This is a genomic window from Butyrivibrio sp. XPD2006 (assembly GCF_000420865.1).
Lineage (GTDB): Bacteria > Bacillota > Clostridia > Lachnospirales > Lachnospiraceae > Butyrivibrio.
In genome coordinates, this window is the sequence record NZ_ATVT01000003.1 from 229,502 (window position 1) to 252,002 (window position 22,501).

Here is a 22,501-nt window from a genome sequence, read left to right on the forward strand (position 1 = left end):
TTTTGAAATGTTACAGGAAATACAAAAAGAATTAACGGAACATATCATACCCTTCTGGAAGGAACTTAGAGATGATGAATACGGCGGCTACTACGGCCTTATGGATTTTGATCTGAAGGTAGATAAAAAAGCTGAGAAAGGCGCAATACTGAACAGCCGCATTCTCTGGTTCTTTTCAAGGGCATTTAACGAGTTAAAAGACATATCGCTTCTTGAAGAAGCAGACCACGCCTACAGGTTTTTGAAAGACAAACTTGCAGGTGATGGCACAAAGGGAATCTGCTGGTCTGTTACCTACGACGGCAAGGTTCTCGATAGCACAAGACATACGTACAATCAGGCATTTGCCATATATGCTTTATCGGAATATTACAGAGCAACGGCTGAACCGGAGGCACTTTTGCTGGCGCATAAGCTCTTTTTCCTGATAGAGGAGATGTGCAGGGACAATGACGGTTATCTTGAGGCTTTTGATGAAGACTTTAATCTTCTGCCAAACGACAAGCTCTCAGAGAACGGCGTTATGGCTGAAAGAACCATGAATACAGCGCTTCACGTGCTTGAGGCCTACACGCTTTTATATGAGGTGACAGATGATCCTGATATAAAAAGGTGCATAGGAAAGAAGCTTTCTGACCTGCTCCGTATCTTTAAGGACAGGATCTACAACAAAAAGAAACACAGGCAGGAGGTTTTCTTTGACATAAACTACAACTCTCTGATAGACCTTCACAGCTTCGGCCATGATATAGAAGCATCCTGGCTGATCGATCTTGCTCTCGATACCCTTGGCGGTGAGTACTTAAGGGCAAAAGATATAGAGGAGATTCGGAGCATGACTTTGGAAATGGTTGAGAATACCTATAACAAAGCCTTGATTGACGGATCCTTTGTAAATGAGTGCGAAGCCGGAAAAAGAGATGATACCAGGATCTGGTGGGTACAGTCGGAGGCTATGGTAGGTTTTGTAAATGGTTATCTGAGGAGTGGAAAGCCTGAGTATTTACAGGCTGCAAGGAGCATATGGCAGTACACAAAGAGTAATATCATCGACAAGAGAGAGGGCTCTGAGTGGTTCTGGCAGGTTGATGAAAACGGGAATCCGGGCAAAAGACCTATAGTAGAGCCTTGGAAGTGTCCCTATCACAACGGCAGAATGTGCTTTGAAATGATGAACAGACTTAAAAAAGGAGCAATAGATGATTCACGAAAAGTATTACGAGGAGCTTGAAAAGCAGGAGAGGCTTATCACAAGGAGGAATGAGCCATCTGACTTCTATAACGGCCTCTATAACAGATATATAAATCCTGTTCTTACAAGAGAACATATTCCGCTTACCTGGAGATACGATCTTGATAAAGACGAAAATCCCTACTTTATGGAGAGACTTGGCGTAAATGCAGTAATGAATTCGGGTGCTATCTATTTAAACGGTAAGTACTACCTTGTTGCTCGAATCGAAGGAAATGACAGGAAGTCATTCTTTGGAGTTGCAGAGAGTGATAATGGAATAGATGGATTCAGATTTTGGGATCATCCGGTTCTTTTGGAGGATACCTGCAAGGAAGAGACAAATGTTTATGACATGAGACTTACGCAGCATGAAGACGGATATATCTACGGAGTTTTCTGTTCGGAGAGTAAGGATACATCAGTCAGTGACCTCTCAGCTGCAGTGGCTTCTGCGGGAATTGTAAGAACGAAGGATCTAAAGAACTGGGAGAGACTTCCAAACCTTGTCACCTTGAGAAGCCCCCAGCAGAGAAACGTTGTTCTTCATCCGGAATTTGTCGATGGCAAGTATGCCTTCTATACAAGACCGATGGATGATTTTATTGAGACGGGAAGTGGCAGCGGAATCGGCTTTGGGCTTTGCAGTGATATAACGCAGGCGGTGATCGACGAGGAGAAGATGACAAGCCTTCGTAAGTACCACACCATCACCGAGGCCAAGAACGGAGCCGGTGCTGTGCCTATAAAGACAGCAAAAGGATGGATACACATAGCTCACGGAGTCAGAAATACAGCAGCGGGACTCAGATACGTTCTCTACTGCTTTGTGACAGATCTTAAGGACCCGTCCAAAGTGATCGCTGAGCCGTCAGGTCTTTTAATAGGACCAAGAGGCGATGAGAGAGTAGGAGATGTCTCCAATGTTGTGTTCACGAACGGAGCGATAGTTAATGAGAAAGAAGAGGTGTTTATTTATTATGCATCATCAGATACAAGAATGCATGTTGCAACAACCACAGTGGACAAGCTTCTTGACTACTGCTTTAACACACCGCAGGATCCCGGCAGGTCGGTCCTGTGTGTAAGACAAAGAGACGATTTGATAAACAGAAACCTTGAACTATTAAGGAGAGAAAACTAATGAAGTACGAGATTTTCGGACCGGGTACAACGCACATGCCCTGGCAGGATAAGCCTGAGGGACTTAAGGAAGCTCCTATCTGGAGATACAGTGCTAATCCCATAATTGACAGAAACCCTGTGGAGGGAGTTGCAAGAATATTTAACAGCGCAGTAATGCCTTATGAGGATGGATTCATAGGTGTATTCAGGGGAGAGCAGACAAACGGTATCCCTGCGATCTACATGGGTAGAAGTGCAGATGGAATTAAGTGGAATATAGATAGTGAGAAAATTCCTTTTACGGATGAAGAGGGAAATCCCTTTATGCCTCAGTACGCCTACGATCCGCGACTTGTAAAGGTTGAGGATGATTACTATATCATCTGGTGCCAGGATTTTTACGGCGCATCCATAGGAATAGCTAAGACAAGAGACTTTAAGAAGTTTGTGAGAATTGAGAATCCTTTTATTCCCTTTAACAGGAATGCGGTTCTTTTCCCGAGAAAAATAAACGGAAATTATATGCTGCTCTCAAGACCTTCAGATTCAGGTCACACTCCTTTCGGAGATATCTTTATAAGTGAGAGCCCTGATATGACATACTGGGGAAAACACAGACATGTCATGGGACCAAACGAGAACTGGTGGGAATCACTCAAGATAGGCGGAGGAGCAACTCCCATTGAGACAAGCGAAGGCTGGCTTTTGTTCTATCACGGTGTTACCGGAACCTGCAACGGATATGTGTATTCCATAGGAGGAGCAATCCTTGATATTGATAATCCTTCTGTTGTTAAGTACAGGTGTGAGACATTTCTTTTGACACCGCAGGAGTGGTATGAGGAGAGAGGTTTTGTGCCAAATGTATGCTTCCCATGCGCAACGGTACAGAACAAAGAAAACGGACAGATCGCCATATATTACGGAGCTGCCGACAGCTATGTCGGACTGGCGTTTGGTTATACCGATGAGATCATTGACTACATCAAGGATCACAGCAATACTTCCGAGAATGACCGTGAGATCGGAAGGCGGTGATGATAGAGATGAGTAAAAGACCTGTCATCACATATTCAAAAGAGCCTGTGCTTGAACCCAAAGAGGGCTGCAAGTGGGCAGATACCATGGTCCTTAATCCGGCACTGGTGCTTGATGAAGACGGGAAGACCATACACATGCTCTTTAGGGCAACAGGTCCCTGGCCTGAGGCTAATCTTAAGGGGAAGTCGGATCCATATCCGATTTTCCTGGGATACGCAAAGAGCACCGATATGGGAGAGAGCTTTGAAGCTGACTTTGAAAGACCTGCTCTTGCCCCGAAGCTTGCCTACAAAGAGCAGGACATGTACGTGATAAATGACAAAGGAGAGAGAGTTCTGAACTATGCAAACGGGTGCATAGAAGATCCAAGGCTCTTTTACGTGGAAGGACAGCTCTATCTGACCGTTGCCTGCAGACTCTTTCCTCCGGGACCTTACTGGGAAGGGGATAAGAGAAAAGACAACCTGCCTGACTGGGTGATGGATCCGGATAGCCCGGTGGGCGTTCTTGCCAGGAGAAATGATACTGTCACGGTTCTTTATAAAGTCGATCTTAATGAGCTGAAAGAAAGAAAATACGAAGAAGCTTTCTCTTATGTAGGGCCGCTTACGGACGGGAATCTTAGTGATAACAGGGACGTTTTCTTTTTCCCGAAGAGAATGAATGTCGGAGGAGCAAAAAGGCTCGTTATGCTCCACAGACCTGAGAGAAGCTATGAGTTTCCTACGGGCGAAGGCGTTATGACGCCTGCGATCTTCCTGGCGGCAGCAGATGAGTTTGAGGATTTTGTAACTAAAAGCGCTTCTCACAGTCTGCTTGCCAAAAGCGAGTTTGACTGGGAACAGGAGAGGGTTGGAGCAAGCTTTCCTCCGATAGATTTAGGAGATGGAGAGTGGCTTGTATCTTATCACGGAAAAGAACTTCCAAATTACGGCTACACTCAGTCTTTTATGATACTTAAGGAAAGAGACGGTGACTTTCCCGAAATAAAACACCGTATGTCTGAAAGACTGATTTATGCAAGACAGAAATGGGAACTTCCCGATAAATTCCCATGTCCCTGTATCTTTACAACCGGAGCGGTGGTGGCAGGTGATGAACTGATCATGGGCTATGGAGCAGCTGATCAGAAGATCGGGATAGCTAAGGTAAATCTAAAAAATCTGACGGACTATGTTCGCAGATTTGACGCATGCGGAAACAGGACGGATTGACCAAGTAAACAGCGATTGAATTTGCGGTTTTGCAATCGCTGTTTTTTTGTTGCCCAAAATTGGAGGAGAAAATGAAAGAAAACAATCTTGAGATACTATTTTTGGAGCCTGTCTGCAAGCACACCATCTGGGGTGGAACAAGGCTGAAGGACGAGTTTGGATGCAGAGAAGAAGGAAATGATATAGGAGAGTTGTGGGGAATATCGGCCCATCCGAATGGGGATGTCACGGTAAAAAACGGGAAGTATAAGGGCATGCATTTGTCTGAACTTTGGGAGAAGCACAGAGAGCTCTTTGGAGATGTGCAAGGTGATGTGTTCCCGCTCCTTGTCAAGATCATTGATGCCAGGGACGATCTCAGCATACAGGTTCATCCCGATGACGGATATGCTGCAGAACATGAAAACGGAGCTCTTGGAAAGACTGAATGCTGGTATGTCCTTGACTGCCCGCCTGAGGCAAGTCTTGTTCTCGGTCACAGCGCCAGAGATAAAGGTGAGCTGGATGAGCTTATAGATCAGGGCAGATGGGGACAGCTTATAAAAAGAGTTCCCGTAAAGAAAGGGGACTTTTTGCAGATAGATCCCGGAACGGTGCATGCGCTTACGAAGGGCTGCCTTATTCTGGAGACTCAGGAAAACAGTGATATCACCTATCGCGTATATGATTACGACAGACTTGAAGACGGGAAGAAGAGAGAGCTTCACCTTGAGCAGAGTAAGGACGTCATCATGACTCCGGCAAGACCAATAGAAGAATGCCTGGTTCCTGCATGCAAAAGGGACAGAAGAGCAAACACCCTTCACAGTGTTTACGGATGTGAGTATTACCACGTCTATGAGATGAAGGTTGAAGGACGGGCACAGATTTTGGGTGTGTCTGAATTCATGCTGGTAAGTGTTGTGGAAGGATACGGAGAAGTGGAAGGATGCGCCATTTCAAAGGGAGATAGTTTTATCATACCAAAGGGATATGAGAAGGCGGGCTTTTTAGGCAACATGAAGATCATAGCATCAACACCGGGACAGAAGGAACAGAGGAGAATAGGATGAAAAGAGATTACAGAGATGAGTTTGGAAAATGGAAAGAGGCAAGTCTTCTTGATGATGATCTTGTAGCTGAACTTAATGTTATGGAAGAGAATGAAGCAGAAATGGAGGATGCCTTTTATAAGGATCTGGCTTTTGGGACGGGAGGCTTAAGGGGCGTTATAGGAGCCGGTACAAACCGTATGAATGTCCATACTGTCATAAAGGCCAGCAAGGGAATAGCGGATTATTTAAATGACGAATTTGGTGATGAAAAAAAGAGCATCGCTATCTCTTTTGACTCAAGGATAAAGTCGGAGCTCTTTGCAAAGACAGCAGCGAAGGTCTTTGCCGGATGCGGAATCGATGTGTACATATATAAAGAGCTGATGCCGACTCCCTGCTTGTCTTTTGCGGTGAGAAAACTTGGGTGCAAAGCAGGAGTTATGATCACAGCCTCCCACAACCCGGCCAAATATAACGGTTACAAGGTATACGGCTCTGATGGATGCCAGATAACCACCGAGGCTGCAGAAAAGATACAGGGGTATATTGATGAGGCAGATGCTCTTGATGTGAGAATGGTCAGTGAGCATGATGAAAGGATTTCTTTTGTACCTGATGAAGTCTATGAATCTTTTATCAATGAGGTGTTAGGACTCTCGCTGATCGGCGAAGAAGATGGCGATAAAAGTGCTAAGATAGTCTATACTCCTCTAAACGGAACCGGAAGAAAGCCTGTTACAGATGTACTTAAAAGAGCCGGATTTGTGGATGTCCATATTGTAAAAGAGCAGGAGAATCCCGATGGTAATTTCCCGACATGCCCTTATCCCAATCCTGAGATTCCTGAAGCGATGAGGTTAGGAATGAACTATGCGGAGGAAATAGGTGCAGACATTCTTCTGGCGACTGATCCCGACTGCGACAGAGTTGGAGTTGCGGTAAGAGATAAAGAAGATTTTGTCTTGCTCACCGGAAATCAGGTTGGATGTCTTTTGCTAAACTACGTATGTGAACGCAGGATCAGCATGGGAACTATGCCAAAGAACCCTGTTATGGTAAAGACTATTGTCACCAGCGATCTAGGTGAAAAGATTGCTGATCACTACGGCGTAAAGACCATCAATGTCCTCACGGGATTCAAATTCATTGGAGAGCAGATCGGGCTTTTGGAAACTCAGGGAAGGAAAGATGATTATGTCTTTGGATTTGAGGAGAGCTGCGGATATCTTTCGGGTACTCATGCAAGGGACAAGGACGGAGTTAATGCTTCTCTCCTTATTTGCGAGATGTTTGCATATTACAGGAAGATGGGTAAGAGTCTTGCTGATGTTCTTAATGAGCTTTATGAAAGATACGGCTACTATCTGAATACACTCTATAGCTTTGAGTTTGAAGGCCCTAAAGGGCAGGAGAAAATGAAGAACATCATGGAGAAGTTCAGAAACCTTAAAGGAGAGCTGTGCGATCAAAAGGTCATAAAGACTCTTGATTATCTGGAAGGAGTAGATGATCTTCCAAAGTCAGATGTACTTAAGTTCTCTCTTGAAACAGGTGCAGGCATAGTCGTAAGACCCTCAGGCACAGAGCCCAAGATCAAGATATATCTCTCGGTTCCGGGAGATGATAGGGCCGGTGCACAGAAAGCGGAAAAAGACTTGGCTGTTCTGATTGAGAAAACCATAACTGCTGTGGTATAAAAGTATTATGAACACTTATATGGTTGAAAAATACAGACATCTTAATAAAAATATCAGGAAAGGACAGATTCTGTTTGTTGGTTCATCTCTCATGGAGCATTTCCCTATTAATGAGATTCTGGTAAACAGAGGGCTTGATCTGGCAATCTATAACAGGGGCATAAGCGGATATACTATCCCTGAGCTTCTTGAGTCGATGGATGAGCAGATATTTGATCTTGAGCCTTCCGTCATCTTTATTAATATCGGAACCAATGATATAAGCAGGCCCGAGGAGACAGAGGAGGATCTGCAGAGGGATTATAAGGAAGTTTTGCGGCAGATAAAAGAAAAGCTGTTTTCTACGAAGGTCTATATGATGGCATATTATCCGGTAAATCCCGCCATGGCACAGGAGATACAGGCCTGGCCCGAGGCTGCGGAGGCTGCAAAGCTTCGAAAAGAGCGCCTTCCCCGGGCAAATGATGTTGTAAAAAAACTCGCAGCAGAATTTGGATATGAGTTTATAGATGTAAATGAAGGGCTCTGTGATGAAAAGGGAGAGCTAAGGCGTGAGCTTTCGACCGATGGAATTCACATGTGGCCTGAAGCTTATGAGATCATTTTTGATAACATGAAGGATTACTTGTTAAAAACAGTTGAAAAATGATTGTGGATAGTTTATACTATCTTAGTTGTTTGAGTTATGTAATTTAGGAGGAATATTTATGATTTCTGCAAGTGATTTCAGAAATGGTGTAACCATCGAGATCGATGGCAACGTATGTCAGATTATTGAATTTCAGCATGTTAAGCCTGGTAAGGGCGCTGCTTTCGTAAGAACCAAGCTCAAGGATATCATCAACGGCGGTGTTAAGGAGACAACATTCCGTCCTACTGAGAAGTTCCCTGCAGCTAGAATTGACAAGAAGGATATGCAGTACCTCTATCAGGACGGCGATATCTTCAATTTCATGGATTCAGAGACTTATGAGCAGATCGGTCTTACATCAGACCAGATCGGCGATTCTCTTAAGTTTGTTAAGGAGAACGAGACCTGTAAGGTTATGTCTTACAACGGCAACGTATTCGCAGTTGAGCCACCTATGTTTGTAGAGCTTACAATCACAGAGACAGAGCCCGGCTTCAAGGGCGATACAGCTACAGGTGCTACAAAGCCTGCAACAGTTGAGACAGGTGCTAACGTTTCAGTTCCTCTTTTCGTTAACGAGGGAGACGTTATCAAGATCGATACAAGAACAGGTGAGTATCTCTCCAGAGTTTGATAATACGTAACCATATCTGACGCAGTATAGGTCATATTTTATAGAAACTAACTAAGACAATAGGAATCACGATTTTATCGGGAATACTATTGTCTTTTTATTTTGCAAAAAATTGATTTTAAAGGAGATTATTCAGGTATGGAAATTAAAGAATTCAGCCGTGTTATGGCTAGAGAAGTGAGCGATAAACTGGGGAAGGGCATTGATATTGAGTGTTCGGAAGTTTTAAAGAACAACGGAGTGGTGTATCACGCCCTTACTATTAGAAAGGAGGGAGAGTGCATCGCTCCTACAATCTACATCGATCAGTTGCTGGAGAGATATAACAGGGGGACTCTTTTGATGTCACTGGTTGATGATGTGGTAAACATGTACAGAAAGTGTGCTCCCGCCACAGATACAAACATAGACTTTTTTGATGATTTTTCGGTGGTTTCCCAGCATCTTTTCTTTAAGGCTGTGAATTATAAGAAGAACATGAAAAAACTTGAAAATGTGCCCATAAAGAGGGTTTTGGACCTGGCGCTTGTACCGCTTGCGCTGTTTGAGCATCCAAGACTTGGTTCCGGGACAGTAATGATAGAGAATTCTTATCTTGATATCTGGGAGATATCAAAGGATGAGCTATGGGAAAATGTAGTGGAATGTGCTTCGAAAGTTGCACCTCCCAAGATCAGAGGGCTGATGGATTTTCTTTCTAAGGTAACGGGAAATGAAGAAGAAGTGGATGAGCTGTGCGGTATTTATGTGATTTCAAATACTGCCGGCAATCTCGGCGCGGGGGTTGTGTTCTATCCGGGGCTGTTACAGGGCCTTGCCGATGATCATGAATGCAATCTGTTCATAATTCCCTCATCAATCCATGAGTGTATTGTTATACCGGATTCCAATATGTGTACAGAGACCGGCTCATTAAGAGACATCATCAGAGAAGTCAACAGATCTACTGTTGCGGATGAGGAGGTACTAAGTGATAACCTGTATATGTATGACAGGGAGACTGATAAATTCTTTATTGTAAAAGAAGGCTGAGCCTGCAGGTGGTATATAAAAAGAGCTGTCCGGCTTATGCCGTCAGCTCTTTTTACAAGTGCACCCGACTGGACTCGAACCAGCAACAAAGGCGTCGGAGGCCTACGTTTTATCCATTAGACTACGGGTGCAACATAGATTATGATATCACACAAATCAGTACTAGTCACTATCCGCATCCTGTGCGTTGTGCAGAGCCGACGTGCTCTGTCAACTTGACTTGACCTGTGTTTACCATTAAAATCATTTTGGTGGAATGCGCCAAACCAATATTTTCGAGGTTTTATTATAATGAGAAAAAAGAAGAACAATGTAACAAATTGGAGAAATGAAAAGAAGGATATATTTGCTATCCTTGGAGATAATAAGAAGTACCTGATGCCGGCTATCTTAGTGGTAGCAGTTGTTTTGACAGTAGTAATTGCAGTAAGTGCCAATCACAGGGCTACAGAGATTGCAGCAAGCACTGCCACAGAGGCTGAATCAACGGTGTTTGAAGTGCCGGATGTAGCGATGGAAGAAAACACATCTCCGGAAGTAAATGCTCTTGTGGAGAAGTATTACACAGCATCAGCAAACGGAGATGCAGATACTCTTGCAGCAATTTATAAAGGACTTGATGAGACAGAGATTCTTAAGGCAGTTGCAGCCTCAGAGTATATTGACACAATAGATAACATAAAAGTGTACACTAAGCCTGGACCTGTAGAGGGCAGCTATGTGGCATATGTATATAACGAAGTTAAGCTCTATGACTACGAAGGACGTGTTCCAGGACTTGAGATTCTATACATCTGTTCTGACGGAAACGGAGACCTCTATATCAACGGAGATGTTGTGGATGCAGGAGAGCTTGATTACCTCAAGCAGATCAATGTTCAGGCGGATGTTATCGATCTGAACAACAAGGTTGCATCAAGCTATAACGAGATGGTAAGCGGTGATGAGGCTCTTGCTGAGCTTCTTACCAGGATGCGTTCCGGTCTTCAGGTATCAGTCGGAGAGGCTCTGGCTACTTCTGAGGCATCCACACCTGAGGAGAGCGCAGCAGAGGCTTCTTCTGAAGAAGAGGAGACGGTATCAGATACAGTCACAGTTACCACAAGAACAATTAAGGCAACTGATGTTATAAATATCAGAAGTTCCGATTCCGAGACGGCTGATATCCTTGATAAGACAACACAGGGACAGGAGTTTAAAGAACTCGAGGCTCTTGCAAACGGTTGGAGCAAGGTTGAGTATAAGGGCAAGGAAGCATATGTTAAGACAGAGTTCTTTGAGGTTGTATCCGAGGAGACTACTGTAGTTGATAACGGAGATGAGGGAGATACAAACGGAGAGGATGAATCCGCATCTGCGGCGTCATCTGCTTCTACACAGGAATCATCTGCAGCTTCTTCAGCTTCAACAGAGACCCAGACCAAGGTTTCTTCATCCAAGACCGGCAAGATGACTCTTACGGATTCTGTTAAGTTCCGTAAAGGTCAGAGCACTGACAGTGAGGCTATCACAACTATATACGCCGGTTCAACTGTAAATGTAATAGAGCAATATGCCAGCGGATGGGCTAAAATAGAGTATAATAATAAGACAGGATACGTTAAATCCGAGTTCCTGCAGGACTGATAAATACATAATTCCTTTCAAGGAGGTAACATCTATGTTTGGACGTTTGAAAGTAGCTATTATGGGTACAGGCAGAATTGCCGAGATAATGGCCAGGACACTGAAAGATACCAAGGGTGTTACATGTTATGCAGTTGGATCACGAACAATAGAAAATGCCGAGAAATTCGCCAGGGAATTTGGCTTCAAAAAGGCCTATGGTTCCTATGCGGAGCTTGTTTCCGACCCCAAGGTCGATCTGGTTTATGTAGCCACTCCGCATTCGGAACACTTTGAGAATGTTAAGCTTGCTATATCCGCAGGCAGAAATGTAATCTGTGAGAAAGCTTTCATGCTCAATGAGAATCAGGCCAAGCAGATCTTTAAATTTGCTGAGGAAAAGGGAGTTCTTGTAACAGAGGCAATCTGGACCAGATATATGCCTATGAGAACCAAGCTGGCTGAGATCCTTTCCAGCAATGTCATCGGTGAGCCCACTATGCTCACAGCCAATCTCAGTTACAATATTGCATATAAAGAGAGAATCCAGAAGCCGGAGCTGGGCGGAGGAGCTCTTCTTGATCTGGGTGTATATTGCCTTCACTTTGCATCCATGGTTTTTGGTAACGATGTCAAGGATATTGCGTCAATATGCACCTTCAACAATCTTGGAATGGACATGCAGGACAGCATTACCCTGAGATATTCAGATGGTAAGATGGCTGTTTTAAACTCGACGGTTCTTTCAACCGGAGACAGAAACGGTGTTATCTACGGAAGCAAGGGATTTATTGTTGTTGAGAATATCAATAATCCCGAAGCTATCGCAGTTTATGACAATAATTACAACAAGACCGCATATTATAAGAGACCCAAGCAGAAAACAGGTTATGAATATGAAATCGAAGCCTGTGTAAGGGCAATTTCCGAGGGATGGCTTGAGTGCCCTGAGATTCCGCATGCCGAGACGCTTAAGATTCTTAACATGATGGATTTCATCAGGAGCAATAACCATATCGTTTTCCCGGGGGAGAATGATAATCCGGCTGTTAGTGCAGCTGAAACAGCACTTGAGACTGAGATTAAGCCTGAAGTTGAAACAGAGACTGTAACAGAAACTGAAGCAAAGACAGAAACAGAGCTTCCGACAGAGGATCAGGAAGCTGTGGAGCAGGGAGAGTATGAAGAAGAAGTTAATTCTGGGGATAATTCTTCTGGCACTGACGATTAATCAGTTTTCTTTTGTCAGCCTTGCGGATGAGACTGATGATGCTATTTCTGAGATGAAGGAGGCAGAGGCAGAGACACAGGCTGCCATCTCCAATCTTCAGAAACAGACCAAGGAAACCAAGGAAGCAATCAGTGCACTTGAAGGACAAAAAGAACAGACACAGCAAAGCGTAAGCAATCTGGAAAACCAGAAAAGCTCTCTTCAGAGCACCATAAACGGTTATTCCAGTAAGCTTGAAACGCTTAATACAGAAATTGATGAGGCTGAGGCTGCAATGGCCGTAGTCTCTTCTGAAATAGTCCGCCTTAACAATGAGCTGTCAGAGGCTCAGAAACAGGAACAGGACAGATATGAGCTTCTTAAAAAACGTCTGCAGTCCACCTACGAAAGTGGTGGAACATCGGGATTACTCCGTGTTCTTTTGGAATCGGGGTCTATTGGTGAACTTCTGACCAAGTTTGAATATCTAAATGCCATTGTCAGATATGATCGCACAAAAATAGCTGAATATCAGGAACTTCAGGCCAAAATTGAGGCTCAGAAGAAGGAAGTCGAGGAGAAGGAAGCTGAGCTTGATGCTTATCAGGATGAGCTTGATGAGAAACACGAGGAGCTTTCAAATCTCACCGATGAAGTAAAAGGCCAGCTTTCATCAACCAAGAATTCCCTTTCCAATGAGAAGAATAAGCTTTCAAGTTATGATGAACAGTTAAAAGAGCTGGATAAAAAGATGAAGGACCTTGAAGCACAGACTGCAGCAGCGCAGGCTAAACTGGCTCAGCAATTGGCTGAACGTCTTGCTCTTTCCAAGGAAAACCTCGGTGGATCATACGATGCCAGCGAGCAGGAGCTTATATGGCTCGCAGCCACGATCCAGGCAGAATCAGACGGAGAATCCTATACAGGTAAGCTCGGCGTCGGTTCCGTTATCATGAACAGGGTAAAGAGCTCAGCTTTTCCTAACAGTGTCATAGGAGTAATTACGCAGCCTATGCAGTTTGCACCTTACAGATCAGGTAAGGTTGAGTTTATCATTGCCAATGGTCCCAATTCCACATGTATAAGAGCTGCACAGGAGGTTTTGGCAGGAGCCCGTATCGGAGACTACCTCTTCTTTATGACTCAGTACTGGGCAGATTATTACAGAATTAAGAATTATACAATGATAGGAAATCATGCATTCTTCTATCGTTGGGATACTTATGATCCTCCGCCAGAGGAAACACCTTCTGAGGATGAGGTTCCGGCAGAGGAAATTCAGGATAACAGCGGGGAGTCATCAGAGAATCAGGACAGCGGAGAGTCGTCAGAGAATCAGGACAGCGGAGAGTCATCAGAGAATCAGGACAGCGGAGAATCATCAGAGAATCAGGACGGTAGCGGAGAGTCATCTGAGAATCAGGATAGCGGCGGAGAGTCGTCAGAGAATCAGGATAGCGGTGGAGAATCGTCAGAGAATCAGGATGGCGGTGGAGAATCATCCGGAGAAAGCACGGATTCCAACACTGATGAAAACAGTTCTGATGGCGGAGAATAGCGGAAAAATCGCTGTTGAATAAGTATACAAAAAAACTCTTGCGCTTTAAACCATCAAAGTGTATAATTGTATACAATTATTGATGTTAATGATTTACAGGAGGAGTAAAGCTATGTCATACGTAGATGAAGTCTACAACTACGTTGTAGAGAAAAACCCGGCTCAGCCTGAGTTCCATCAGGCAGTTAAGGAAGTGCTTGAGTCACTTCGTGTTGTTATCGAAGCCAATGAAGATGAGTATCGCAAGGACGCTCTCCTTGAGAGACTTGTAACACCTGAGAGACAGATTCTTTTCAGAGTACCATGGGTTGATGATAAGGGACAGGTACAGGTTAACAATGGTTTCCGTATCCAGTTCAATTCAGCAATCGGACCTTACAAGGGAGGACTTCGTTTCCATCCTTCAGTAAACCTTGGTATCATCAAGTTCCTTGGCTTTGAGCAGATCTTCAAGAACTCTCTTACAAGCCTTCCTATCGGCGGCGGTAAGGGTGGTTCCGACTTCGATCCTAAGGGCAAATCTGACAGAGAAGTAATGGCATTCTGCCAGAGCTTTATGACAGAGCTTTTCAGACATATTGGTGCTGATACTGACGTACCTGCCGGAGATATCGGTGTAGGCGGACGTGAGATCGGATTTTTGTACGGACAGTACAAGAGAATCAGAGATACATACGAGGGAGTTCTTACAGGTAAGGGCCTGACATACGGCGGATCACTTGCTCGTACACAGGCTACAGGCTATGGTCTTCTTTACCTCACAGAGGAGCTTCTTAAGTGCAACGGCTCTGACATCAAGGGCAAGACAGTAGTTGTTTCAGGAGCAGGTAACGTTGCTATCTACGCAATCGAGAAGGCTCAGCAGCTCGGCGCTAAGGTTGTTACATGTTCTGATTCAACAGGATGGATCTATGATCCTGAAGGAATTGATGTAGCACTTCTTAAGGAAGTTAAGGAAGTTAAGAGAGCAAGACTTACAGAGTATGCAGCTGCAAGAAAGTCAGCTGAGTACCACGAGGGCAAGGGTGTTTGGTCAGTTAAGTGTGACGTTGCTCTTCCTTGCGCAACTCAGAACGAGCTTCTTCTTGATGATGCTAAACAGCTTGTTGCTAACGGCGTTCAGGCTGTATGTGAGGGTGCTAACATGCCTACATCTATCGAGGCTACTGAGTACCTCCAGAGCAACAAGGTTCTCTTTGTTTGTGGTAAGGCATCCAATGCCGGCGGTGTAGCAACATCAGCTCTTGAGATGAGCCAGAACAGCGAGAGACTTTCATGGACCTTCGAAGAGGTTGATGCTAAGCTCAAGCAGATCATGGTTAACATCTATCACAACATTGATGATGCTGCAAGAAAGTACGGCATGGAAGGCAACTACGTTGCAGGTGCTAATATTGCAGGCTTCCTTAAGGTTGCAGAGGCAATGAAGGCTCAGGGTATTGTTTAATAAAACACATCACTGATGATAGAAGGTCGGAGCGATATATGCTCCGGCCTTATTTTATTTTGTATGTCTGTTGTGGTAAGATATTCATTGGAAATTTGAAGACGTAAGGACTTGTTGATGATTATGGGAAGATTGGTTGATTCGGTAAAAAGGGTTGGAAGATTTCTTTTTGATAAAGAGACACGCTTTAATTACCTCTGTATTTTAGGTGCATATAACGGTCTCAGTGACGAGGCGTTTCTTAAAAAGAAGTTCAAGATTGCCATGGGATATGAACCGGATTTAGAGAATCCGCTTACCTACAGTGAGAAGCTTCAATGGTTAAAACTCCATGACAGAAAGAATATATATACACAGATGGTAGACAAGCATGAGGTCAAGGCTCTGGTTCGCGACATGATAGGAGAAGAGTACGTTGTACCTGAGTATGGCTGCTGGGACCATTTCGATGATATAGATTTTGATAAGCTGCCTGATAAGTTTGTTCTTAAATGCACACATGATTCCGGTGGAATCTACATCTGCAAGGACAAAGCGAGGATGGACAAGGCGGCTGTTAAGGAATTCATGGAAAAGAGGCTTAGCAGGAATTCATATATCTTTGAGAGAGAATGGCCTTATAAAAACGTCAAGCCAAGGATACTTGCGGAGAAGTTTATTGAAGAGATTGCAAGTGACGACCTTAGAGACTATAAGTTCTTCTGCTTTGACGGAAATGTTCCGTATTTGTTTGTCGCATCTGAGAGAATGGGTGATAGCGAGACTAAGTTTGACTTTTTCGACAGAGAGTATAATCACCTCGATCTTATAAACGGCCATCCAAATGCTGCTGTAATACCTGAAAAGCCTGCAAATTTTGACCTGATGCTTGAATTGTCCGAGAAGATGTCTAAGGGAATTCCGCAGGTCAGAATAGACTTTTATGACACCGGAGAACACGTTTATTTTGGTGAGTTTACTTTCTCACATTGGGGAGGGACTAAACCCTTCGAACCGGAAAAGTGGGACAGGATCTTTGGAGACTGTATCAAGCTTCCATCCAAAACACATGAATAAAATTTTAGCCGGAGACAGTTATTTAACTGCCTCCGGCCTTTTATATTTAGCTTTATTATTCTTTTGCGGATTCTTTTAAGAGCTTTTGTATCTCTGCTTCGGTTTCAAGGCTCATAACCTTGCCTGCGAGATCATCGGCTTCTTTCTTGGTCCATTTGGAGATGATACATCTCGCTGTAAGGACAAGAACCGGGTTCACAGAAAATTCCGTGAGACCGAAAGAGATGAGCAGAGGAATCATAAGTGGATCGGCAGCTGCTTCTCCGCACATTCCTACAGGTATTCCGGCTTCTACACCACATTCTATTATGTGCTTTATAGAACGGAGAACTGAAGGCTGGAAAGTGGAGTACAGATAAGCAACATCAGCATTTCCTCTGTCAACACTCATGGTGTACTGAGTCAGGTCATTGGTTCCGATTGAGAAGAAATCGGATTCTTTGGCAAGAAGATCGGCAATCAGAGAAGCGGAAGCAGTCTCTATCATGCAGCCTATTTCAATATCCTTGTCATAGGCGATATTCTTTGCGTCAAAGTCCTTTTTGATCTCGGCAACCATCTCTTTTACCGCACGAATTTCTTCTACGCAGGTAACAAGAGGAACCATGATCTTAACCTTGCCAAAAGCACTGGCTCTTACAATGGCGCGGAGCTGGATCATATAGTTGTCTCTGTTTCCGAGGCAATACCTTACAGCTCTGTAACCAAGGAAAGGATTCTCTTCCTTCTTGATGTTGAGGTAAGGAATATCCTTGTCACCGCCAACATCAAGGGTCCTGATGATAACAGGCTTGCCACCGAGAGTTTCGGCAGCTTCCTTGTATGCAGCAAACTGCTCATCCTCAGTAGGCATCTTGGTGTTGTCCATGAACAGGAACTCGGAGCGGAAAAGACCTACACCTTCACCGTCACATTCAACAGCTTTTTTGGCATCTTTTGGAGTACCTATGTTGCAGAACAGTTCAAGATTGATTCCGTCGGCAGTCACTGTCTCTTTTCCAAGGAATCCCTTAAGCTCAGCCTGCTTTTTGATATAGTCTTCGCGCTTTATGATGTACTGGGAAAGGATGTCTCCCTCAGGGTTGATATATACATTTCCCTCTGTGCCGTCCACGATAGCTGTATCCTTGTCTTTTACCAGATTTGTAATGTCCGGTACAGAGAGTACAGCGGGAATCTCAAGTGCTCTTGCGAGGATAGCAGAGTGGGAAGTCTTGCCTCCAACCTCTGTAATGATACCTGCTACATTTTCCTTGACGATCTGTGATGTCATGGAGGGAGTCAGATCTCTTGCTACCAGAATTGTTCCGGGAGCAACCTTGCTTATGTCTATGTCTTCTATGCCGAGAAGGATTTTAAGAAGACTTACCTTGATATCGCTGATATCAGAAGCGCGCTGACGCATCATATCGTCGTCCATCTTTGAAAACATTCCGATGAACATGTCGCAGACTGCTTCTACCGCAGATTCAGCACACTGGCCTGCAGCTATCATTTTGCCCATTTCTCCGGACATTGAAGGATCTGACATCATTACAAGGTGTCCCTCAAGGATTTCTGCTTCCTTGGGACCGATACGCTTTCTGATATCTTCAGCCATCTCTGCTGTCTCTTTTTTGAATTTTTCAACAGCACTGTCAAAGCGGGCTTTTTCGCTTTCTGTATCTTCGACTTTCACTGCATCATATTTGAGTTCATGCTCGGCAATAACGCAGATACTTCCGATTCCGATTCCGCGTGATGCGGCGATTCCGTTGTACATGTAAAACCTCCCAGTTTCATAAGGTCGTCAAGTGATATTAATCACCCAGACCTGCCTCTACTAATTCGATAGCCTTTTTAAGTGCATCCTGTTCGTCAGCGCCGTCGCACTGGATCTCAATCTCAGCACCGCATTTGATGCATGCGCTCATGAGCATCATAACGCTCTTTGCATCGTAAGCTGTTCCGTTAAAAACAACCTTTACATCGCTGGCAAAAGGTGTCATAGCCTGTGAGAAGACACTTGCCGGACGCATGTGCATGCCCTGTTCGTTGGTTACTGTAATTTTCTGTGATACCATAATAAGTTTTCCTTTCTGTTAATCAAACAATAATAAAGCTGTCAGTAAATTTTATTTATGCTTCCTGAGCGTTCTTTTTGAGTATTCCGAGAAGGACAGCTCCTACCAAAGATCCAACCAGGAGAGCTACAAGGTACATTACAACGTTTCCTACTACAGGGAATACAAAGATTCCGCCGTGAGGAGCCATGAGTGTACACTTGAATGCCATTGAAAGAGCACCTGCAACGCCTGATCCAATAAAGAGTGAAGGAATTACGTGAAGCGGATCAGCTGCTGCGTAAGGAATAGCACCCTCTGTGATGAATGAAAGTCCCATGATGAAGTTTACAGGACCTGATTTTCTCTCAGCTGCAGTAAACTTGTTCTTGAAGACAAGTGTTGCGATTGCAATAGCGATAGGAGGAACCATTCCGCCTACCATAATAGCTGCCATGATCATGTAACCTGTCTCGTTCTGATTTGCAAGTGATGCAAGACCAAAGGCATAAGCAGCCTTGTTGAGAGGGCCACCCATATCAGTTGCCATCATTGCGCCAAGAAGTGCTCCGAGAAGGATTATTGATCCGCTTGACATTCCGGTAAGAACGTTGGAAATCCATGCGTTGAGTGCACCAACAACAGGGTTGATGAGGCACATAACAAGACCGATAAGCAGTGTTCCGATGAGCGGATAAATAAGTACCGGCTTGATACCTTCAAGAGCAGGAGGAAGAACCTCACAGATCTTGCGAAGACCAAGTACAATGTAACCACCAACAAATCCTGCTACAAGAGCACCGAGGAAAGCTGAAGGAACATCTCCGCCGGGAGCAGCAAAGGTTGCACCGGTTGATGCAAGATATCCGCCTACAAAACCAACTGCAAGACCTGGACGGTCAGCAATACTCTGAGCGATAAAGCCTGCAAGAATAGGAAGCATGAATCCGAATGCGGCGCCACCTATTGACTTAAACCATGCAGCTACAGGTGTGTTTGAACCAAAGTTGCTTGGATCGATTGAATAGTCATCTAAAAGGAATGCAATAGCTATAAGTATTCCACCACCGATAACGAATGGAAGCATGTGTGATACACCGTTCATAAGGTGCTTGTATGCTTTTCTTCCTACGCTTTCGTTAGCAGAATCGTCAGCCTTGGTAACAGTGCCTGTGTGATGATATACGGAAGCTGAACCTGACTGAGCCTTTTTGATAAGATCCTCAGGACCATGGATAGCTTCTTTGGTTGAAGCGATGATAACCTTCTTGCCGTCGAATCTTCCCATATCGATGTTCTTGTCAGCTGCAACGATAACAGCATCAGCTTCAGCGATTTCTGCAGCAGTGAGAACATCCTTGGCTCCGCCTGAACCGTCTTTCTCAACCTTGATATCAAAGCCCATCTCTTTTGCCTTGAGCTCAAGAGCTTCAGCGGCCATGAATGTGTGAGCTATTCCTGTAGGGCAGGCAGTTACGCCGACAAGCTTTTTGACAGAAGGAGTGGCAGGAGCAGCAGCTGCTGCTTTCTTTGCGGCTTCGGCTGCATCTTTTTCTGCTTCCTTTTTATCAATTATATCAAGAAATTCTTCAGGTGTTTTGGCATCAATGAGCTTTTGTGAAAAACTCTGATCCATAAGAAGTGTCATAAGTTTTGAGAGCACTTCAAGGTGTGTGTCAGCTGCTGTGTCAGGAGCAGCGATCATGAAGAATAACTTGCTTGGATTTCCATCCAGTGACTTGTAATCGATTCCCTCGGGAATTGTAATTGCAGTTACGCCTGCGCTTACAACAGCTGCGGATTTTCCGTGCGGAACAGCGATTCCCATACCAACTGCTGTAGAACCTTTTTCTTCTCTTGCAAGGATTGCTTTTTTGAACTCCTCCGCATCCTTAAGATTTCCAACCTTTGTATGCAGTTCGATGAGCTTGTCGATTGCTGCATTCTGGTCAGCGGCACCAACACCGAGTGCGATGCCATCCTTTCTTAGTAAATCTGTGATTTTCATAGACCCTCCTTTTGGCATTTTTTGCCTACATAGTATCCCCTTTACAAAATCTTTTCCTCTTTAAAGATTTTTATAAAGCTCTAGAATTGCCTCTCCTGTTGCGAGATCGTCTGAGAAAGCAGTGGCGCTTCCTGCTGCGGTACCCATCTTAAGAGCTTCCTCATAACTCCTGTTCTTGAAGTAACCGGCAACAAATCCTGCTACCATTGAATCTCCGGCGCCAACCGAGTTCTTGACTTTGCCCTTTGGAACTCCGATACGGAATTTTTCTCCGGTCTCGGCAATGAGCATCGCACCGTCTCCGGCCATGGAAATGAGAACATTTCTTGCGCCCATTTCCTGAAGCTTCTTGGCGTGAAGTTCAATCTCGTCATCAGTCTTAAGCACTGTGCCAAACATCTCACCAAGCTCGTGATTGTTCGGCTTTATTAAGAATGGATGATATTTAAGGACATTTTTTAAAAGATCCTTTGTCGCATCCACAACGACATCAACTTTTTTGTCTGCTACCAAAGCGATGAGTTTTTCATAAACATCATTTGGAAGAGAGTTCGGAATGCTGCCTGCAAGGATGAGCATGTCGCCGTCCTTAAGGTCTGCAATTTTGTTAAAGAGCTTTTCTCTGGCTTCTTCCGGGATTCTGGGGCCCTGAGCATTGATCTCAGTTTCGGCCTCTCCCTTGATCTTTACATTGATTCTTGAGATTCCCTCATCCAGATGGATGAAATCTGCGATAATGCCTTTTCCGATAACGCTTTCCTCAATAGCCTTACCGGTAAAGCCTGCAGTGAATCCAAGAGCAGTATTCTCAAGGCCCAGGTTTTTAAGAATCGTTGAGACATTAATGCCCTTGCCACCGAAGTAACAGTCCTCAGACTCGGAACGATTTGTCATTCCGGGAAGGAGCTTGTCGCTCATCCTTACGATGTAATCAATGGCAGGATTAAATGTAACCGTATAAATCATTTGTGCCTCCCTTTTTATTCAACTACCTTGATAATGGTTTTACTGTGGTAGTTCTTGCCGACTTCTTTGTCGGTGATAATGCAGCAACTGGATATGTCTGCAAAAGTAACTGAACTTATCTGTCCGAACTTGCTGTGATCAGCAAGAACGTAGGAGATGTATGCATGCTTGACCGCTTCTTCCTTAACAAGGGCCTCGTCCACGTCGGGAGTGGTATATCCTGCGTTTATTGAGATACCGTTGGTGCCCATGAAAGCTTTTGTGAAGTGATATTTCCTGATTCCTTCGATGCAGTCGGGACCTATGATGGCTTCTGTTGCTGCCTTACATCTTCCGCCGATTATCATGGTATTGAGATTCTTCTCAAGAAGCTTCTTGGCGTGAACAATACCGTTGGTGATATATTTGGCCTTTGTATTTTCGATGTACTTGATCATCTCCAGTGTAGTAGTGCCGGAGTCGATATAGACGAAGTCATCATCATTTATCAGTGAAGCTGCATATCTGCTTATCAGGTCTTTTTCTTCAACATTTAATGTGGCCTTGGCTGAAACCGTCGGCTCCAATGTGTTGACATCGCTTGCGGATAGAGATGTGGCACCGCCAAAGACCTTTAAGATCCTGCGCTCATCGTGAAGCACCGAAAGGTCTCTTCTGATCGTAGCCGCCGATGCATCAAATTCTTCCATCAGCTCTGTGACTGTTACAGCGTTTTTTTCATTGATATATGCAACTATCAGATCTCTGCGTTCCTGAGTGAGCATTCTGATCCCTCCAAACATAGTCAGCTATCTTATAACTAGAGAATAGCACCATAAAAAATCAAAATCAATCAAAATAAATCACAAATAATCAATAAACTTTTTATTAAATAATCACAAAATAATATTAAATGATAAAAATCAATCAACTAATATGCACCAAATGATCACTCATTATTTCATAAGATAATCTAAAAAAAGCATAAAGC

General features: G+C 44.2%; 19 protein-coding genes and 1 tRNA gene. 14 read left to right on the plus strand and 6 right to left on the minus strand.

The genetic code is table 11. From position 1 onward, the window contains the following. Window positions 1-7 precede the first annotated feature (7 nt). The 9 genes from G590_RS18450 (at window position 8) to G590_RS0104855 (ending at window position 9,639) form a co-directional block, all read left to right on the plus strand. Window positions 8-1,231, plus strand: coding sequence for an AGE family epimerase/isomerase (locus G590_RS18450; RefSeq protein WP_022764541.1), 1,224 nt, complete (start codon window positions 8-10; stop codon window positions 1,229-1,231). Beyond that, window positions 1,200-2,375, plus strand: a complete 1,176-nt coding sequence (locus G590_RS0104820; protein WP_022764542.1) for a glycoside hydrolase family 130 protein — start codon at window positions 1,200-1,202, stop codon at window positions 2,373-2,375. Before G590_RS18450 ends, G590_RS0104820 begins: the two co-directional genes overlap by 32 nt. Then, window positions 2,375-3,394, plus strand: coding sequence for a glycoside hydrolase family 130 protein (locus G590_RS0104825; RefSeq protein ID WP_022764543.1), 1,020 nt, complete (start codon window positions 2,375-2,377; stop codon window positions 3,392-3,394). The genes G590_RS0104820 and G590_RS0104825 overlap by 1 nt, the downstream gene beginning before the upstream one ends. After that, a complete protein-coding gene (locus tag G590_RS0104830; protein ID WP_022764544.1) occupies window positions 3,394-4,611 on the plus strand; it encodes a hypothetical protein in 1,218 nt (405 codons plus the stop codon). The genes G590_RS0104825 and G590_RS0104830 overlap by 1 nt, the downstream gene beginning before the upstream one ends. Before the next feature lie 71 nt (window positions 4,612-4,682). Then, a complete protein-coding gene (locus G590_RS18455; RefSeq protein WP_022764545.1) occupies window positions 4,683-5,663 on the plus strand; it encodes a type I phosphomannose isomerase catalytic subunit in 981 nt (326 codons plus the stop codon). Next, a complete protein-coding gene (locus G590_RS0104840) occupies window positions 5,660-7,342 on the plus strand; it encodes a phospho-sugar mutase (protein ID WP_022764546.1) in 1,683 nt (560 codons plus the stop codon). The genes G590_RS18455 and G590_RS0104840 overlap by 4 nt, the downstream gene beginning before the upstream one ends. 7 nt (window positions 7,343-7,349) lie before the next feature. Next, window positions 7,350-7,991 (plus strand): GDSL-type esterase/lipase family protein, encoded by a 642-nt coding sequence (locus tag G590_RS0104845; protein ID WP_022764547.1) that lies wholly within the window; start codon window positions 7,350-7,352, stop codon window positions 7,989-7,991. Window positions 7,992-8,049: 58 nt separating this feature from the next. After that, window positions 8,050-8,607, plus strand: coding sequence for an elongation factor P (gene efp, locus G590_RS0104850; RefSeq protein ID WP_022764548.1), 558 nt, complete (start codon window positions 8,050-8,052; stop codon window positions 8,605-8,607). Between the two features lie 138 nt (window positions 8,608-8,745). Further along, entirely contained in the window at window positions 8,746-9,639 is an 894-nt protein-coding gene (locus G590_RS0104855) for a DUF5688 family protein (RefSeq protein WP_022764549.1), read from the plus strand. A 59-nt stretch (window positions 9,640-9,698) separates the two neighbouring features. Here the strand turns inward: G590_RS0104855 and G590_RS0104860 are convergent. Continuing rightward, window positions 9,699-9,770: transfer RNA gene (locus G590_RS0104860), tRNA-Arg, on the minus strand. Between the two features lie 160 nt (window positions 9,771-9,930). Here G590_RS0104860 and G590_RS20440 point away from each other — a divergent pair. The 5 genes from G590_RS20440 (at window position 9,931) to G590_RS0104885 (ending at window position 16,515) form a co-directional block, all read left to right on the plus strand. Beyond that, window positions 9,931-11,265: an SH3 domain-containing protein gene (locus G590_RS20440; RefSeq protein ID WP_022764550.1), complete on the plus strand. Its 1,335-nt coding sequence runs from the start codon at window positions 9,931-9,933 to the stop codon at window positions 11,263-11,265. Between the two features lie 46 nt (window positions 11,266-11,311). Further along, window positions 11,312-12,475, plus strand: a complete 1,164-nt coding sequence (locus G590_RS18465; RefSeq protein ID WP_081640995.1) for a Gfo/Idh/MocA family protein — start codon at window positions 11,312-11,314, stop codon at window positions 12,473-12,475. Then, window positions 12,426-14,012 carry a cell wall hydrolase gene (locus G590_RS0104875; protein ID WP_022764552.1) on the plus strand — a complete coding sequence of 529 codons (1,587 nt, stop codon included), beginning with the start codon at window positions 12,426-12,428 and terminating at the stop codon, window positions 14,010-14,012. The genes G590_RS18465 and G590_RS0104875 overlap by 50 nt, the downstream gene beginning before the upstream one ends. A 112-nt stretch (window positions 14,013-14,124) precedes the next feature. Next, complete coding sequence (gdhA, locus tag G590_RS0104880) at window positions 14,125-15,459, plus strand: NADP-specific glutamate dehydrogenase (protein WP_022764553.1); 1,335 nt, start codon at window positions 14,125-14,127, stop codon at window positions 15,457-15,459. A 123-nt stretch (window positions 15,460-15,582) separates the two neighbouring features. Then, complete coding sequence (locus G590_RS0104885; protein ID WP_051142119.1) at window positions 15,583-16,515, plus strand: ATP-grasp fold amidoligase family protein; 933 nt, start codon at window positions 15,583-15,585, stop codon at window positions 16,513-16,515. Window positions 16,516-16,570: 55 nt separating this feature from the next. Here G590_RS0104885 and ptsP read toward each other — a convergent pair whose 3' ends face one another. From ptsP to G590_RS0104910, 5 genes are read right to left on the minus strand one after another with little or no spacing between them, the layout of a single operon-like run. Further along, entirely contained in the window at window positions 16,571-18,277 is a 1,707-nt protein-coding gene (gene ptsP / locus G590_RS0104890; RefSeq protein WP_022764555.1) for a phosphoenolpyruvate--protein phosphotransferase, read from the minus strand. 37 nt (window positions 18,278-18,314) lie between these two features. Further along, window positions 18,315-18,578, minus strand: a complete 264-nt coding sequence (locus G590_RS0104895; RefSeq protein ID WP_022764556.1) for an HPr family phosphocarrier protein — start codon at window positions 18,576-18,578, stop codon at window positions 18,315-18,317. A gap of 55 nt (window positions 18,579-18,633) precedes the next feature. Beyond that, entirely contained in the window at window positions 18,634-20,565 is a 1,932-nt protein-coding gene (locus tag G590_RS0104900) for a PTS fructose transporter subunit IIABC (RefSeq protein WP_022764557.1), read from the minus strand. Window positions 20,566-20,625: 60 nt separating this feature from the next. Then, window positions 20,626-21,531: a 1-phosphofructokinase gene (pfkB, locus tag G590_RS0104905; protein ID WP_022764558.1), complete on the minus strand. Its 906-nt coding sequence runs from the start codon at window positions 21,529-21,531 to the stop codon at window positions 20,626-20,628. A 14-nt stretch (window positions 21,532-21,545) separates the two neighbouring features. Further along, window positions 21,546-22,295 (minus strand): DeoR/GlpR family DNA-binding transcription regulator, encoded by a 750-nt coding sequence (locus tag G590_RS0104910; protein ID WP_022764559.1) that lies wholly within the window; start codon window positions 22,293-22,295, stop codon window positions 21,546-21,548. Between the last annotated feature and the right edge of the window lie 206 nt (window positions 22,296-22,501).

Excerpts from the sequence above, each read along its gene's own strand:
- G590_RS18450 (WP_022764541.1), top strand. The coding sequence starts at position 8 with ATGTTACAGGAAATACAAAAAGAATTAACGGAACATATCATACCCTTC.
- G590_RS0104820 (WP_022764542.1), top strand. The coding sequence starts at position 1,200 with ATGATTCACGAAAAGTATTACGAGGAGCTTGAAAAGCAGGAGAGGCTT.
- G590_RS0104825 (WP_022764543.1), top strand. The coding sequence starts at position 2,375 with ATGAAGTACGAGATTTTCGGACCGGGTACAACGCACATGCCCTGGCAG.
- G590_RS0104830 (WP_022764544.1), top strand. The coding sequence starts at position 3,394 with ATGATAGAGATGAGTAAAAGACCTGTCATCACATATTCAAAAGAGCCT.
- G590_RS18455 (WP_022764545.1), top strand. The coding sequence starts at position 4,683 with ATGAAAGAAAACAATCTTGAGATACTATTTTTGGAGCCTGTCTGCAAG.
- G590_RS0104840 (WP_022764546.1), top strand. The coding sequence starts at position 5,660 with ATGAAAAGAGATTACAGAGATGAGTTTGGAAAATGGAAAGAGGCAAGT.
- G590_RS0104845 (WP_022764547.1), top strand. The coding sequence starts at position 7,350 with ATGAACACTTATATGGTTGAAAAATACAGACATCTTAATAAAAATATC.
- efp (WP_022764548.1), top strand. The coding sequence starts at position 8,050 with ATGATTTCTGCAAGTGATTTCAGAAATGGTGTAACCATCGAGATCGAT.
- G590_RS0104855 (WP_022764549.1), top strand. The coding sequence starts at position 8,746 with ATGGAAATTAAAGAATTCAGCCGTGTTATGGCTAGAGAAGTGAGCGAT.
- G590_RS20440 (WP_022764550.1), top strand. The coding sequence starts at position 9,931 with ATGAGAAAAAAGAAGAACAATGTAACAAATTGGAGAAATGAAAAGAAG.
- G590_RS0104875 (WP_022764552.1), top strand. The coding sequence starts at position 12,426 with ATGAAGAAGAAGTTAATTCTGGGGATAATTCTTCTGGCACTGACGATT.
- gdhA (WP_022764553.1), top strand. The coding sequence starts at position 14,125 with ATGTCATACGTAGATGAAGTCTACAACTACGTTGTAGAGAAAAACCCG.
- G590_RS0104885 (WP_051142119.1), top strand. The coding sequence starts at position 15,583 with ATGGGAAGATTGGTTGATTCGGTAAAAAGGGTTGGAAGATTTCTTTTT.
- ptsP (WP_022764555.1), bottom strand. The coding sequence starts at position 18,277 with ATGTACAACGGAATCGCCGCATCACGCGGAATCGGAATCGGAAGTATC.
- G590_RS0104895 (WP_022764556.1), bottom strand. The coding sequence starts at position 18,578 with ATGGTATCACAGAAAATTACAGTAACCAACGAACAGGGCATGCACATG.
- G590_RS0104900 (WP_022764557.1), bottom strand. The coding sequence starts at position 20,565 with ATGAAAATCACAGATTTACTAAGAAAGGATGGCATCGCACTCGGTGTT.
- pfkB (WP_022764558.1), bottom strand. The coding sequence starts at position 21,531 with ATGATTTATACGGTTACATTTAATCCTGCCATTGATTACATCGTAAGG.
- G590_RS0104910 (WP_022764559.1), bottom strand. The coding sequence starts at position 22,295 with ATGCTCACTCAGGAACGCAGAGATCTGATAGTTGCATATATCAATGAA.